A 16,378-nucleotide genomic window follows, 5' to 3' on the forward strand; every position below is an offset into this window, starting at 1 on the left:
CACACTCCTTTCTATATAAGAGAAAGGCCATTAGTATGTACCTGACCTTACCTCTTCTGCTATCTTTTCAATTTTTCTTAATCTATGATTAACTCCTGACTTTCCAACTGGTGGATCTAGCATTTCTCCTAATTCCTTTAATGATTCTTCTGGATATTGAAGTCTAAGTTCTGCTATCTCCTGAAGATTCTTTGGTAGTCTTTGAAGTCCTATATTATTCTGAATAAGTCTAATACTTTCAACTTGCCTAACAGCTGCATTAACCGTCTTTGAAAGGTTAGCTGTCTCGCAGTTAACTAATCTATTAACGTTATTTCTCATTTCTTTTTTTATTCTTATATTTTCTAGTTCAAGTAGGCATGTGTGAGCTCCAAGTATATTAAGTAAATCTACTATTTGCTCCCCTTCTTTAATATAAATAATAAAACTATTCTTTCTTTGAATAACTTTAGAATTAAGTCCACAACTATTTATAAGTGCACATAAATCATTTGCATATTCTTCACTATGAGTAACAAACTCTAAATGATAAGTTTTTTCTGGATTACTTATACTTCCTCCACCCAAGAAAGCTCCTCTTATATATGCCTTCTTAGTTTCATCAGTTTTTACCATCTCAGGATTTATAGTGTAATCTAGACTCATTACACCTTCTACTTCCTTAAGTATTCCAGTATCTTCTAATAGTCCACGAACCCCCATCTCTTCATCGATAACAACCATATATATGTTATTTTTCTTAAGAGAATTACTTTTCTTAACCATTAATTTAGAGTGAATATTAAAATGCTCTTTTAATAAAGTAAATATAAGTCTTGCACTTGCAGGATTCTCAGTAGTAATCCTAAATGCTAAACCCTTTCCAGTAAATGCAATGGTACCACTTACTTTCATTATTGCTGAAATTTCTGCTAAAGTCTCCTCTTTGCTTATATCACTATATCTACAGATTTCTCCTTTAACTTTTGATGAAAACGACATTTATTGCTCTCCTTCTATATATATTAATTAAAATATATCTAACTATATACAATATTTAATTATAACATAAAACTACCTAAATAATTACTTTAATATACGTATATAATATACATTATCCTTAGAATTTTAGGAAATATATTCTGCATTAATATTAATAAAATTTTAAACTTTAATTTCATACTTATTATAGAAAACTTTTATAATATAATGTTCATAAATATTTTGTATCTTTGTTATCTTTTATATGCTTACAGCCTTTTTTCTTACATTGTTACCATTACCTTAAATCAATAAACCAACAGCTCTACAAGGATAGTATGTTAAGCTAATCATTGCTTAGCCCCCCATTTGCCTTTACATTATAAATTTAGTCAGATACTTAATATGTTAAAAACTTAATAAAAACCAGCAAAGTACTTTGCTGGTTTTTATTATTTATTTGAATTCTCTTTATTTGAACTATCTCTTTTAAACTTCTTTTCAGTCTTATCTCTTTCTTTTATACGTTGAGAAAGATACATATATTCAATAATCTTTCTTCTATCATAAAGAAGCTTCTTCTCCATAATAGTTTCAACTAAAACTTGAGCTAAATAATCAGAGTCATGCTTAATAGTCCCTTTACTTACTCTTACAAGATTCTTTTCTACTATATCAATTCCAAGATCTTTAATACTCTTTCTATCAATATTAACAATCTCAGACCCTTTATCCTTATACTTTTCTTTCATATCATCACTGATACTTCCAACGTTTGCAATTACACAGTTGACTATATCTTTTCCACCATATTTCCTTAATACATTGATATGATCAGTTACTTTAAATCCATCTGTCTCTCCTGGTTGAGTCATAACATTTGAAATATATATCTTAAATGCATTACTCTTTTTTATTTCACCTACAATACCATTAACCAAAAGATTAGGAAGTACACTAGTATAAAGACTACCAGGCCCCATTACTATAGCGTCTGCATCTCTTATAGCTTCTAATGCTTCTTCTAACGGTTTTGCATCACTAGGTTCAATAGATAATCTTTTTATTCTAGATTTTTGTCTTAAAGCTTCTTCTGGAATATCTGATTCACCTTCAACAATATTACCATTTTCTAATTTAGCTACTAGTTTCATGTCATCTAGAGTAACTGGAAGTACCTTTCCAGTTACCGCAAGAACAGAACTCATTTGTTGAACTGCATCAACAAAATTGCCAGAAACTCCATCCATAGCCGCTAAAAATAAATTACCAAAGCTTTGCCCCTTAAGTCTTCCGTCAGTAAATCTATATTGAAGTAGGTCTTCCATTAATGGTTCCATATCCGCTAATGCTAAAATACAGTTTCTTATATCTCCAGGTGGAAGCATCCCAAGATCCTCTCTTAAAGCACCTGATCCTCCACCATCATCACCCACTGTAACTATTGCAGTTATATTAGATGTATAGTATTTAAGCCCTCTAAGCATAGTAGATAGACCCGTTCCCCCTCCTATAACAACTATTTTAGGACCTTTAACCAAAAGTCTCTTTTCTGTTATAAGAGTCTCTATTTTCTTGCTATCTAATGACATTCTTATATAACCCTTATTCATAAGTGCAATTACTGATTTAATTCCTTCTGTAATTGATATATATATTACAAATACTCCTGTTACATTAAGACATATATAAAATAATTTATAATAAATATCATAAACTCTATGAGTAACAAGTTCATTAAATCCAAATGCAATTAACAAAATCCCAAAAAGTCCAAAGGCAATCCACCTCTTAACTTTAATACCCGGTTTAAACCAATCAGAAAGCCTCATAGCTTCTTTTCTCCCTTATTGACATCTTCAGATATATCTCTGTGTTCTATACCTGTTTTGTATCCTTCCAATGAAAGAAGTTCATGTATTCTATTTGCTATAGCAACTGATCTATGTCTTCCTCCTGTACATCCTATTGATATTATAAGTTGTCTCTTTCCTTCTTTACTGTAATTTGGAATTAAGAATTTAAGCATATCTGTAAGTTTATCTACGAACTCCACTGTTTCTGTTTGTTCTAAAACATACTTTTTAACAGGCTCCTCATTACCTGAGTATTGCTTAAGCTCTGGGATGTAGAATGGATTTGGAATAAATCTTACATCAAATACTAAGTCTGAATCTACAGGGATTCCATACTTAAATCCAAAACTTAATACAGTTACTGATAATTCTTTATCTGGTTCTTCACTTGAACCATAGTAACTATTCATTTTTTCTCTTAAGTCTCTAATTGCATATTTTGATGTGTCTATTATCACATCTGCTCTATCTTTAACTTCTCTTAGTTTATTTCTCTCTTCAGTAATTCCTGTAAGAACACGAGATTTTGGTGAAAGAGGATGACTTCTTCTAGCTTCTTTAAATCTCTTAACTAAAACTTCATTTGATGCTTCTAAGAATAATATTTCATACTTAAAATCGTTGCTCTTTAAGTATACTAAGCTTTCAAATAAATCATCAAAGAATACTCCACCTCTTATATCTGTAACAATTGCTACTTTTTCAATGCTTCCATTATTACACGCTTCAGCAAACTTAGGTATTAATTGTGGTGGTAAATTATCCACACAAAAATAACCTAAATCCTCTAAACTTCTAGTTGCTTCTGTCTTGCCGGCTCCTGATAATCCTGTGACTATTACAAATCTCATAACCTACTCCTCCTTTTACGATTAATTTATCTCATTATATCATATATGCAAATCACGATATACTATTTACAACTTGCAATGATGGATAAAAATCCTTAATAATTTTTAACGTAATCTTTATATTAATTTACTCTCTACTTCTTGTCAATTGCAAATTTTATATAACTTTTTACTAGATTAAAAAAGCGCTATGTATAACATAACGCCTATATTCATTAATTATTATTTCTATACTCTATTGCTTCCTCTAGAAGTTCAACAAATTCTCTATTGTCACCTTCTAGACCTATTGATACTCTTATCCACCCTGGCATACCAAGTAAAAATCCAGGTCTTATTATAAATCCTTTAGATAATAAGTATTCATGTATCTTTTTATCATCGCCATTTACATTTACCATAATAAAGTTAGCATGAGTATCTAAATATTTAAGTCCAAGCTTTTTGAACTCTCTCTTTAAATATTCCCTTTGAATTTCATTATTCTCAATTACATATTTTAAGAATTCTTTGTCTTTTAAAGCCTCTGTAGCAGCTTTCTGTCCATATAAATTTGAATCAAAGGCATTAATAACTCTATTTAAGTACTGAACAAAGTTAATTTCACCTATTCCATATCCAATTCTTAAAGATGCTAATCCATAAGCTTTAGAAAATGTCTTTAATAAAATTATATTATTATGAGTCTTCATAAGTTCTAATGTATTTGGAAATTTATCTGATTGAACAAACTCTTCATAAGCTTCATCCATAACTATCAATACACTTTTAGGTATCCTATCAATAAGTGCAAGAAATTCTTCTTCTGTAAATATTGTTCCTGTAGGATTATTAGGATTACAAAACCAAATTACCTTTGTCTTATCAGTTATGGCATCTACCATGCCTTGTATATCTAACTTATTATCCTTCATTGGAATTTTAATAGGCTTTGCTCCCATTAATAAAGTATTTGATTCGTATCTTGGAAAAGTAATCTCTCCCATAATACTTTCATCACCTTCATTTAATATAGTAAGACATATATCTTTAATTAAAGAATCTGATCCTGCCCCACAGAATACCATATCTTTATCTACATTAAATGTTTTAGCTATCTCTTCTTTAAGATCATGTGATGCTGCATCTGGATATAAATTAGTCTCATCAACTAATTCATTAATCACTTTCTTAACTGCCTGTGAGCACCCATATGGATTCTCATTGGATGCAAGTTTAACTACTCGCTCAATTCCATATTCCCTTTTAACCTCATCTATAGGTTTTCCTGCTACATATGGTGAAAGGGATTTCACTTCTTTCCTTATCAAATTTTCCATATTTTCCTTCCTAACTAGGAAGTCCCCCCTTTTTAATATACTTTAGTATATATTTATCTTATTATTTACGCTATTGCTTAATAATGCATAAAATATTGCTAGAATAACAATAAATTAAATTCTTATACAAATTTTAATCTTTAATACGAAATAACTAATAATATTGTAAAAAAATACTAATGCTATAAATATAATATTATACTATCCCCATAAATTTAACAAATTAAACTTACTCTAAACACTTTATATCTACTAATACAATTTTCCCAAAATAAAAGGAGCCCATTTTTCATAGGCTCCTTTTATATATAAAAATTTCTAATTTTTTTCTTCTCCGATTATTCTAACTTCTGGATGAAGTTCAACTCCAAATTGATTTCTAACCTCAGATTGTATGTGTGCTATAAGATCAAGTATATCTTTTGCAGTTGCACCACCCTTATTTATAACGAAACCTGAGTGCTTTTGTGAAACAGCAGCTCCCCCTATTGAGTAACCTTTAAGACCTGCATCTTGAATAAGTTTACCTGCAAAATGTCCTTCTGGTCTTTTAAAAGTACTTCCCGCTGAAGGATATTCAAGAGGTTGTTTTGATTCTCTCTTTTCAGTTAAATCATCAACTCTAGCCTTTATCTTTTCATGATCTCCACCTTGAAGCGCAAATACAGCTTCTAATACTATTGCCTTTTCTTCCATTACTCTTGATGTTCTATATCCTAAATTTAATTCTTCTTTAGTATAATTTATAATCTTTCCATCCTCTGTTAGAACTTCAGCACTTTCAATTACATCTGCAATCTCTCCATTGTAGGCTCCTGCATTCATAAATACAGCTCCGCCAATAGATCCAGGTATACCACATGCAAACTCTAATCCAGTCATATTATGCTCTAATGCTATTTTAGAAGCATCTTTTAATAATGCTCCTGTTTCTGCTATTACCTTACCTTCTGATATATCTATGTTATTAAGTTCTGTAAGCTTTATAACAACACCTCTTATACCACCATCTTTAACAAGTAAATTTGAACCATTTCCTATAACATAATAAGGTATATTATTTTCCTTACAAACCTTTATAGTCCTAACAATTTGGTCCTTCGTCTTTGGTGTAAGTAATACGTCAGCAGGTCCTCCGACTTTGAAATATATATGTTCGCTCATATTAGCGTTAAACTCTATTTGATTTTCTGAATATATGTCCTTGAATAATTCTCTGTATTTATTCATCCATAAAAACTCCTTGAAATATATTTTTTACAATTATTTAGTATATTCTAAATTGGAAATTAAAACAAGTACTTAAAGTTTACATTTGTTTTAATTCTGCTTATTTTCATCACCTCTAAAGTATTCTATTATACTTTTCGCAGCTTTATTGTTAATACCTGGAACATCTAACAATTCTTCCAAGCTTGCATTTTTCACCTTATCAACACTTCCAAATTTCATAAGAAGCTCCTTTCTTCTCTTAGCTCCAATATTCGGTATATCATCTAATATTGAATGAAGTGTTCTTTTATCTCTAAGAGATCTATGATAGGTAATAGCAAATCTATGAACTTCATCTTGAATTCTTCTTATAAGTTGCATAAGATTTGAACTTCTATTTATTATTAACTCTTCATTTTTATATATAATTCCTCTAGTTTGGTGCTTATCATCTTTTACAAGACCACAAACTGGAATCTCTATATCAAGCTTTTTTAGAACTTCTAATGCAATATTAACCTGTCCTTTTCCTCCATCCATCATTATAAGGTCTGGAAAATTTGAAAACTTTCCTTTTGAAAATGTAAGTTCTCTCTCTTGTATCTCTTTAATCTCTTTTAATCCATGAGAGAATCTTCTCTCTAATATTTCTCTCATACTATCATAATCATTGGCACCTTTTACAGTTTTTATTCTAAATCTTCTATAATCACTGTTTTTCGCTTTACCATCTTCAAAAACAATCATACTCCCAACAGAATCTACCCCCTGTATATTAGATATATCATAGGCTTCTATTCTACGCGGCATATCATCTAATGAAAGTAAATTGGCAAGCTCACTTAATGAAATCTTATTTATTTCTTTCTCTTTTAATATCTTATCCTTAAATTGTTCTAAAGTTATCTTAGCATTTTCCCTAACCATCTCTAACATACTCTTTTTTTCTCCCTTTTGCGGAGTCTTAATCCAAACCTTAGATCCTCTCTTTATTGTTAGTAACTCTTCTAGTACATCCTTATCCGAAACTTCTGGGCAATATATATTCTTTGCAACTTTAGCCATCCCACTATAAAAGTTAACTATAAATTTAGCTAAAACCTCTTCTACCTCTTCTTCAGCAGTATTTTCTATCATAAAATGTTCCCTTCCTGTGATCTTTCCATCTCTTGAGAAAAATACTTGAATACAGCTATCTTTTTCGTCACTATATATATTTATGAAATCTTCATCCTCATCTGTTACTTTAAACATCTTTTGTTTTTGAACTAATGCATCTATTGCTAAAATTTTATCTCTGTAAGAAGCCGCCTTTTCAAACTCAAACTCTTCCGCTGCCTTCTCCATATTCTTTTTAAGTTCACCAGTTACTTCTTTATCCTTGCCATTTAAAATATCTATAACTGAAGAAATCATCTTTCCATACTCTTCTTTTGATACATACCCACCGCAAGGTCCGTTGCATTTATTAATATGAAAATTCAAACATGGTCTTGTAAGTTCACCGCCTTCTTTTATAGCTCTTTTACAAGTTCTAATAGGAAATACCTTTCTTATTAAATTTATCGTTTCATATACTGCCGCACCATTTGTATATGGTCCAAAATACTTATTTCCATCCTTTGCAAAATTTCTTGTTACAAATACTCTAGGAAAGTCCTCATTTGCAGTTATCTTTATAAATGGATAGAACTTGTCATCCTTTAATGAAATATTATATTTAGGACTATACTTTTTTATTAAATTACACTCTAAGATTAAAGCTTCCATCTCAGAGTCTGTTATTATATATTCAAATTCAGCTATATTCTTAACCATTGCTCTTACTTTTTCTGAATGGTTCTTAGAACTTCTGAAATACTGTCTTACTCTATTTTTTAAAACCTTAGCCTTACCAACATATATTACTTCTCCTAACGAGTTTTTCATTAAGTAGACTCCAGGCTTATCAGGTAATATTTTTAATTGATATTCAAAATCGAAAATTTTAACCCCCTCCTAATCTTTTGTTTAATTACATTTATATACTAATTATATCATCTAACGCAACTATAGTTTGTTTCCTTTTTCTTCAAATTCTTTAACCATACCATGCTCAAATATTTTAAAATATCCATATCCAATTTCTTTTGATTTGTACATAGCTATATCTGCATATCTAATAACAGAGTTTATATTTTTATTATCATCTGGATAAATACTAATTCCAATACTAGCTTCTATCTTATAATTAATATCCTTTGATGAAAAATCTTTTTTAAATAGACTTATAATCTTATCGCCATATTTATGTACATCTTCTTTATTATCTTTTTCTTTTATTATTATAAATTCATCCCCACCAACTCTAAAGATATTTGTCTTTGAATTTATTAAAGTAATTAGCCTGCTTGAAACTTCAAGTAGCAACTCATCGCCTACGTCATGACCCAAAGTATCATTAATACGCTTAAATTTATTTATATCCATAAGTGCTACAATGAATGTCTTATCACTTCCTCTTTCTATTTCATCTAAGTACTTCTTTAAACTTAATCTATTTTTAAGCCCTGTTAATGAATCTGTATACGCTTGCTTCTCTAGAAGCTTATTTAATTCTTCACTTCTATGTAAAATACATCTAAATCTATAAACCATTAATTCAAAGTCGCATATAATCATATCGATTTCTTCTATATTACTTTTTGACCATTCGATGATTTCCCCTTGGCTTAAATTATTAGGTGTATTTCCTATTATTGATAGTAGATTTCCGATATCTTTTAGCAGTGCTTTTTTTATGTAATTAATTAAAGCAAATATAATTAATACTATAATTGCTAAAAACTTAATTTTAATAATTTCTTCATCTAATATTATTGCTCTTTCTCTAGTAATATCAAAGCTATCATTTATAGTCTGCATAATATTTATATTCAATTCCTTATATACACTTCTGCAACTCAATAAAAAATCAAAAATAAATGGAATAACTATAGAAATACATACAATATGAAAAATAATATCTTTAGCTCTTATTGTATAATTTTTATTTTCTCCTGTAATAAAATTAATCGATATGTAAGCTATGACTATATCTGCAATTAAAGCATTTAATAATCCGTTTATAATAATATTTAGAATAATAAACTTTGATGATATGTTTAAATTTATATATAGTAGATTTAATTTTGATGATATAAAGATTAAGCATAAAAAGATTATCCAATAGATTACATCTTTTAAAAACACTCTTTTCACTATACCTATTCTATTTAGAATTCCTATAAACATAATTTCAAATACCATTAATAATTTATAAGTATAAATATCCCCAGTAAAATAAGTCATTACTAATATTGATATAATAACAATTCCAGCATATTTAAATCCATAAAGATTTAATATGATAAGTAGTACACATGATACTATACTAATATTAATACCATAGATATTTAAATTTATTATATTTGATATACATGCTAAAATGCTTAATAAAATTATTAATATTATTTTTATTAAAGTGTTTTTCCCATTAAACTCAACCCTCTTATTTATCATAATAATCAATCCCTGCATAAAATACTTTTATTATAGTATTTGCACTCTTAGTACTTTATATAAACTCAGATTAACTTTCTTTATAATAAAATAGGGATATCTATTAAAGATATCCCTATTATCATAACTATTTATTTAATTTTGCATTTATAACTTTTCCTGCGACATCTGCAGCTTTACCGGCTCCATATCCTCCATTTTCAACAATTACAGCAATTGCAATTTGAGGATCATCAGCTGGTGCAAAACTTACAAACCATGAATGTGGTTTTAATGGATTACCATTTGCGTCATTATGATCTGCTGTACCAGTCTTTGCAGCAGCATTAGTTCCTTTTAAGTAACTCCATACACCATTTTTTATATTCTTTTCAACTAAGCCTTGCATATATCCTTTAATAGTATTAGCATCACTTTCACTCATAGCTTTGCTAAACTCTTTTGGCTTAATAGTTTCTACTACATTACCTTCTTGATCTAATACCTTACTTACAAGGTCTGGTTGCATTATAACTCCCTTATTAGCTACAGCACATGTTACTAAAGCCATTTGCATTGGAGTAGCAAGTATTGAACTTTGACCTATACCTGTCTGAGCTAATTGACCTGGATCAACTTCCTTAGGGAATGTACTTTGATTTATTGTAAATCCATTTGCTGGAACATTTTTATTAAATCCAAAAGCTTCTGCCGTTTTCATAAGTTTTTCATTACCAAGATCCATTCCTAGAGTTCCAAATACTACATTACTTGAAACTATAAAAGCTTTTCTTAAATCTATATTTCCATAAGATGCACCCTCTGCATTACTCATAGTTCTTCCATCTTTAAATTTAATACTTCCAGTATCATTAAATGTTTTATTTTGAATTCCTGGTATGTTTTCAAGAGCACTTGCAGTTGTAACAATCTTAAATGTTGATCCTGGTGGATATAATCCACTGATAGCCCTATTTATTAACGGACTATTTTCAGCCTTTCCAGCATTAGCTTTATCCATTTCCTCTTTTAGATTATTTGGATTAAAACTTGGCTTAGATGCCATTGCTAAAACTGCTCCTGTTTTAGGATCAAGTGCAACTACAGCACCTCTATTATCACCTAGTGCATCATACGCTATCTTTTGAAGATTAGTATCTAAAGTTGTTACAACAGTGTTCCCAACTTTTGCCTTATCTTCTCTAGTAAAGAAAGCATCCTTTAGATTTTCCATACTAGGATCACTTAATAATTTTTTAAATCCTACTGACGCATTATTGCTTGTAGTTAATTGCTTATCATAAGCAGCTTCAAGACCTGATTCTCCATATACATTACTAACATACCCTATTGGATGCGCATATAAAGAATTCATTTCATACTCTCTATTTTGAACATTATTCTTCCCTCTAACGCTCTTAGCTATTACTTTTCCATTACTATCTAATATTTCCCCTCTTAAGACCTCATTTTTCTTAGCCCAAGCCCTTTGATTTCCTGGCATTTCTGCTATCTTAGGGGCCTTAAACACTTGGAAATAAGCTATATATGAAATAAGAGCTACAAGGCAAAATAAAAATACAATCATTACTTTTTTTACACTATCTTTAATATCACCTTTCATCCTAGCCCTCCTCTGAAATCTTCTGTAATATACCTAATGCAAAGAACATTGTAATCATTGATGAACCACCATAACTTATAAGTGGTAGTGCTATACCTGTTAAAGGAATTACTGCAAATATTCCTCCGATTATAACTAATACCTGACAAGCTAGCATAGCGCTAAACCCAACTGCATTAAGTTGAAGGAATTCATCATCTGTAACAAAGGCTGTTCTTATACATCTATAGAATAATAAGAAATATACAATCATTATACCTATTCCAAAGATTATACCAAACTCTTCACATATTATTGCAAAAATATAATCTGTTGTATTTACTGGTACAAATCCTGGATAACCTTGCCCAAGCCCTGACCCAAACATTCCACCTGATGAAATTGAATAAAGCCCTTGAACTATTTGATAACCTTGATCTTGTGCATACTTCCAAGGATTTTGCCATATTTCAACTCTCTGTCTTACGTGCCCAAACATCTTAAATGCAGCGACTGAACCTACAGCTGAAAGTGCTAAACAACTAAGAATATACTTTAGTTTTCCTGTTGCAATATATAACATAGTTATTGATATCCCAAAGAATATTAAAGCTGACCCTAAATCTCTTTGAAGCACCATACATCCTAAACTAAACATTACTATTAATGCTGGCTGAATAAGATTTTTTATATTATTCTTGGAATTGTCCCCTGATTTATATTCTCTAAGGGCTGATGATAGATATAATACTAGAGCTATCTTACCAAACTCTGATGGTTGGAAACTTACGGGTCCAATTATAACCCAGTTCTTTGCTCCATAGACTTCTGTACCAATTATAAGAGCCATTGGCATAAAGATTATGATTGCTAACATATATAAATTTTTATACTTAGCAAACTTTCTAAAGTCTGGAAATGCTTTTAAGATTATCATATAAATAACTATACCTAATAAAAACCATAAAAGTTGTTTCTCTGCAACTTTAGGGTTTATTCTATATAACATAGCTATTCCTATAACAACTAATACACATGAAAATGTAAGAATAAATTTATCACCATCTGGATAGAACTTCCTTACAACGAAATGTGCAATAAAAATAACCACACATAATATTCCGCCAAAATATAGTGCATTCTTGTCTATCGGATCCTTTATGATAGCTAAATTTGTGAAAAGAGCTATACATAATAAATATGTTAAGACTAGCATTGTGGTTTCTTTCTTACCTTTAAACATTAAATCACCTCACGCCATTTAAGACAGTACTTTAAATACTGCTGTTCCTATAGCTATTTGATCCTTTGTAAATAGCTTAACTCTTCCGCTTATTTTTTCACCATTTAAGAAGGTTCCATTTGTACTTCCTAAATCTTCTAATATTAGCGCATTATTTTTTACCATTATTTTGGCATGATTACCTGATACATATTGATCTGATAACACTACTGTGTTATTACCTCTTCTCCCTATTGTGGTTACATCCCTAATCGGTATTACTGAGCCTACCTTTAATGCCGTATTATCCCCTATTTCTATTATCTCTATTCCATGATGTCTTCGTTTCGAAGGAATAGGTTTTTTAGTATTGCTATTACTTTTAGCATTAGTTGGTGTATTCCCTCCACTCTTAACATCTTTGGCCATTATTTTTAAGGCATAAATTATTATAAAGTATAATAGTACGATAAAAATTATTCCAAATACGACTGCAATAAATTTTGAAAAATCCATCTTTTCACCTCGAAAAATTACTTTATCTTTTTGATTATACACCAAAATAATATTAAATTCCTACATTTATATTACAATTATTGCTTACATGAGTAATTAACTAGCTTTCATAGTAAACTTTTCTAAAAGCTAGTTAATTAATTTATAATATTTTGTTTTCTTTGTTTACTTTAATATTTTACGTAGATAATATCCAGTATATGAATCTTTTATTTCACATATTTTTTCCGGTGTTCCAGTACCTATAATTGTACCACCTTTATCTCCACCTTCTGGTCCTAAATCTATAATATAATCAGCACACTTTATCATATCTAAATTATGTTCTATTACTACAACTGAATTACCCGCATCTACTAATCTTTGTAGTATCTGAACAAGTCTATTTACATCATCTATATGAAGACCTGTTGTTGGTTCATCTAAGATATACAATGTTTTACCTGTACTTCTCTTTGAAAGTTCAAATGCAAGCTTTATTCTTTGTGCCTCACCACCTGATAGCTGAGTTGATGGTTGACCTAACCTTATATATCCAAGTCCTACATCATAAAGTGTTTGAAGCTTATTTTTAATTCTTGGTATATGTTCAAAGAATTCTAAAGCTTCTTCTACTGTCATATTTAAAATATCATCTATATTTTTACCTTTATACTTAACTTCTAATGTTTCTCTGTTGTATCTCTTTCCCTTACAAACTTCACATGGAACATATACATCTGATAAGAATTGCATTTCTATCTTTATTATTCCATCTCCAGAGCAAGCCTCACATCTTCCCCCTTTAACATTAAAACTAAATCTTCCTGGCTTATATCCTCTCATTTTAGCTTCTGGCGTTTGTGAAAATAATTCTCTTATTATATCAAATGTTCCAGTGTATGTTGCTGGATTTGATCTTGGAGTTCTTCCTATTGGACTTTGATCTATATCAATTATCTTATCGATATTTTCATATCCTTTAATTTCTTTATGAGCTCCAACTGGATTCTTGCTCCTATTTACTAACTTATTTAGTCCTTTATAAAGAATTTCATTTACTAAAGTACTCTTTCCAGATCCAGATACTCCTGTAACCATAGTAAGCATTCCAAGTGGAAAATCTACTGTAACATTTTTTAAGTTGTTTTCCTTAGCCTTAGAAACAGTAATCTTATTACCATTTCCTTTTCTTCTTTCACTTGGTACTTCTATTTTCTTCTCTCCAGTTAAGTACTGAGCAGTTATTGATTCTTTACATTTTTTAATCTCTTCCATCGGACCTGCTGCAACAATATTCCCACCATGTTCACCTGCACCTGGTCCAATATCAACAACATAATCAGCTTCTCTTATAGTATCTTCATCATGTTCTACTACTATAACAGTATTACCTACATCTCTTAAATGCTTTAATGTCTTAATTAATCTATCATTATCTCTTTGATGAAGTCCAATACTAGGTTCATCTAAGATATATAAAACTCCCATAAGCGCAGAACCTATTTGAGTTGCAAGTCTTATTCTTTGAGATTCTCCACCAGATAAAGTTCCTGAGCTTCTTGATAGATTTAAATAATCTAATCCTACATTCACTAAAAACTCTAATCTACTTACTATCTCTTTTACTATTTGCTCGCTTATTATTTTATTCTTTTCTGAGAATTCAACGTTATTTATAAAATCTAACTCTTCTTGTATTGAAAGCTCAGTGAATTCATAAATATTTTTATCTCCAACAGTTACAGCAAGAGCTTCTTTATTAAGTCTTGCCCCTTTACATTTAGGACAGTGCTTATTGCTCATATATTGTTCTATCTCACCTTTTATAAGGTCAGAATTAGTTTCTCTGTATCTTCTTTGAAGAGCGTTAATCTCACCTTCCCAAACAGAATTATAAGTAGCTTTTACTCCTTCTTTCGCGTAATCTACTTTTAACCTCTTTCCTTCTGTTCCATATAAAAGTACATTTACTATATCTTTTGGCAAATCCTTTATTGGCGTATTTAAATCAAAATTATATTCTTTGCTTAATGCTTTTAAGAATGAGAATGTCCATGAATCATCTTTTAATCTTCCTTCACCCCAACAAGCAATTGCACCTTCCATAATACTTAGATCTTTATTTGGAATAACTAAATCTTCATCTATTTCAATTAATGTTCCAAGTCCATCGCAATAATCACATTTACCAAATGGTGAGTTAAATGAGAACATTCTTGGTGCTAACTCTTCTATACTTATTCCGCAATCAGGACATGAGAATTTCTCACTATATAAAGTATCTTCTCCACCTATTTCATTTATTATAATTAGACCTTCACCTAACTTCAAACCAGTTTCTATAGAATCTGTAAGTCTTCCTTCTATGCCTTCTTTAATAACTAATCTATCTACTACAGCTTCTATATTATGCTTTTTATTCTTTTCAAGTTTTATATCTTCTTCCGTAAGGTCATATATTTCTCCATCTATTCTCGCTCTAACAAAACCATTCTTTTTGATATTTTCTAATATCTTTTCATGTGTTCCTTTTCTACCTCTTACAACTGGAGCTAGAATTTGTATTTTGGCTCTCTCTTCAAGTTCCATTACTTTATCTATAATCTGATCTACTGATTGTTGACTTATTACTTTTCCACATTTAGGGCAATGTGGTATTCCTACTCTAGCATAAAGAAGTCTTAAATAATCATATATTTCTGTTATTGTACCCACAGTAGATCTTGGATTCTTACTTGTTGTTTTTTGATCTATTGAAATTGCTGGAGATAATCCTTCTATATATTCAACATCAGGCTTGTTCATTTGACCAAGAAACTGTCTTGCATATGCTGATAATGATTCAACGTATCTTCTTTGACCTTCAGCATAAAGAGTATCAAATGCTAATGATGATTTACCTGAACCTGAAAGTCCAGTAAATACTACTAACTTATCTCTTGGTATTTCTAAGCTAACATTTTTTAAATTATGTACTTTAGCTCCTTTTATTATGATTTTATCCTTCATATTATTGTTACCTCTCTTTTAACTTATAGCTTTATTTTAGACTTATATTTACTAATTAATTCTCGAACATAAGTTCCCATAAGTTAATTTTAAATTTATCTCATCTTATTGTCAATTATATCACTTGTCTTTTCTATTATTAAGTAACAAGTATGATTCCTAAGTAATTTTTAAGAATTGTTAAAATTATAATAAATTTGCTCATATTTAGAAGGTATGTAACTTAAAGGTATAGAGATTTATACTCTGATTATATGAATTAATAGTATTTTACTTTCTTTTTTTACTTTCTTATCTAAGTAATACTAGATTCCATTTAGATACTTTCT

The 16,378-nt window shown here is 29.8% G+C and carries 11 protein-coding genes; all 11 read right to left on the reverse strand.

Translation table 11 applies throughout. The annotated features are described in order from the left end of the window. Positions 1-30: 30 nt before the first annotated feature. The 11 genes from whiA to uvrA all read right to left on the reverse strand — a co-directional run bounded on the left by whiA (position 31) and on the right by uvrA (position 16,049). Complete coding sequence (gene whiA / locus ACQPUW_RS13620) at positions 31-981, reverse strand: DNA-binding protein WhiA (protein ID WP_430838044.1); 951 nt, start codon at positions 979-981, stop codon at positions 31-33. Positions 982-1,412: 431 nt separating this feature from the next. Next, a complete protein-coding gene (locus ACQPUW_RS13625) occupies positions 1,413-2,792 on the reverse strand; it encodes a gluconeogenesis factor YvcK family protein (protein ID WP_430838045.1) in 1,380 nt (459 codons plus the stop codon). After that, the gene (gene rapZ, locus ACQPUW_RS13630) at positions 2,789-3,667 is read right to left on the reverse strand and encodes an RNase adapter RapZ (RefSeq protein ID WP_430838046.1); all 879 of its coding nucleotides are present in this window, start codon (positions 3,665-3,667) and stop codon (positions 2,789-2,791) included. The genes ACQPUW_RS13625 and rapZ overlap by 4 nt, the downstream gene beginning before the upstream one ends. Before the next feature lie 215 nt (positions 3,668-3,882). Continuing rightward, positions 3,883-4,986, reverse strand: coding sequence for a histidinol-phosphate transaminase (gene hisC, locus ACQPUW_RS13635; protein ID WP_430838047.1), 1,104 nt, complete (start codon positions 4,984-4,986; stop codon positions 3,883-3,885). Positions 4,987-5,304: 318 nt separating this feature from the next. After that, positions 5,305-6,216 carry a UDP-N-acetylmuramate dehydrogenase gene (murB, locus tag ACQPUW_RS13640; RefSeq protein WP_430838048.1) on the reverse strand — a complete coding sequence of 304 codons (912 nt, stop codon included), beginning with the start codon at positions 6,214-6,216 and terminating at the stop codon, positions 5,305-5,307. Between the two features lie 90 nt (positions 6,217-6,306). After that, complete coding sequence (gene uvrC / locus ACQPUW_RS13645; protein WP_430838096.1) at positions 6,307-8,184, reverse strand: excinuclease ABC subunit UvrC; 1,878 nt, start codon at positions 8,182-8,184, stop codon at positions 6,307-6,309. Between the two features lie 63 nt (positions 8,185-8,247). Then, entirely contained in the window at positions 8,248-9,738 is a 1,491-nt protein-coding gene (locus ACQPUW_RS13650; protein ID WP_430838049.1) for a diguanylate cyclase domain-containing protein, read from the reverse strand. Between the two features lie 127 nt (positions 9,739-9,865). Then, positions 9,866-11,341 carry a peptidoglycan D,D-transpeptidase FtsI family protein gene (locus ACQPUW_RS13655; RefSeq protein ID WP_430838050.1) on the reverse strand — a complete coding sequence of 492 codons (1,476 nt, stop codon included), beginning with the start codon at positions 11,339-11,341 and terminating at the stop codon, positions 9,866-9,868. A 1-nt stretch (position 11,342) separates the two neighbouring features. After that, positions 11,343-12,563, reverse strand: coding sequence for an FtsW/RodA/SpoVE family cell cycle protein (locus tag ACQPUW_RS13660; protein WP_430838051.1), 1,221 nt, complete (start codon positions 12,561-12,563; stop codon positions 11,343-11,345). A gap of 18 nt (positions 12,564-12,581) precedes the next feature. After that, positions 12,582-13,058 carry an FHA domain-containing protein gene (locus ACQPUW_RS13665; RefSeq protein ID WP_430838052.1) on the reverse strand — a complete coding sequence of 159 codons (477 nt, stop codon included), beginning with the start codon at positions 13,056-13,058 and terminating at the stop codon, positions 12,582-12,584. Between the two features lie 165 nt (positions 13,059-13,223). Next, positions 13,224-16,049 (reverse strand): excinuclease ABC subunit UvrA, encoded by a 2,826-nt coding sequence (gene uvrA, locus ACQPUW_RS13670; RefSeq protein ID WP_430838053.1) that lies wholly within the window; start codon positions 16,047-16,049, stop codon positions 13,224-13,226. Between the last annotated feature and the right edge of the window lie 329 nt (positions 16,050-16,378).

The organism is Clostridium sardiniense, from assembly GCF_050584765.1.
GTDB lineage: Bacteria > Bacillota > Clostridia > Clostridiales > Clostridiaceae > Clostridium > Clostridium sardiniense_A.

What these genes read in the sequence shown, in the direction of transcription:
- whiA (WP_430838044.1), bottom strand. Translation starts at nt 981, where the DNA reads ATGTCGTTTTCATCAAAAGTTAAAGGAGAAATCTGTAGATATAGTGAT.
- ACQPUW_RS13625 (WP_430838045.1), bottom strand. Translation starts at nt 2,792, where the DNA reads ATGAGGCTTTCTGATTGGTTTAAACCGGGTATTAAAGTTAAGAGGTGG.
- rapZ (WP_430838046.1), bottom strand. Translation starts at nt 3,667, where the DNA reads ATGAGATTTGTAATAGTCACAGGATTATCAGGAGCCGGCAAGACAGAA.
- hisC (WP_430838047.1), bottom strand. Translation starts at nt 4,986, where the DNA reads ATGGAAAATTTGATAAGGAAAGAAGTGAAATCCCTTTCACCATATGTA.
- murB (WP_430838048.1), bottom strand. Translation starts at nt 6,216, where the DNA reads ATGAATAAATACAGAGAATTATTCAAGGACATATATTCAGAAAATCAA.
- ACQPUW_RS13650 (WP_430838049.1), bottom strand. Translation starts at nt 9,738, where the DNA reads ATGATAAATAAGAGGGTTGAGTTTAATGGGAAAAACACTTTAATAAAA.
- ACQPUW_RS13655 (WP_430838050.1), bottom strand. Translation starts at nt 11,341, where the DNA reads ATGAAAGGTGATATTAAAGATAGTGTAAAAAAAGTAATGATTGTATTT.
- ACQPUW_RS13660 (WP_430838051.1), bottom strand. Translation starts at nt 12,563, where the DNA reads ATGTTTAAAGGTAAGAAAGAAACCACAATGCTAGTCTTAACATATTTA.
- ACQPUW_RS13665 (WP_430838052.1), bottom strand. Translation starts at nt 13,058, where the DNA reads ATGGATTTTTCAAAATTTATTGCAGTCGTATTTGGAATAATTTTTATC.
- uvrA (WP_430838053.1), bottom strand. Translation starts at nt 16,049, where the DNA reads ATGAAGGATAAAATCATAATAAAAGGAGCTAAAGTACATAATTTAAAA.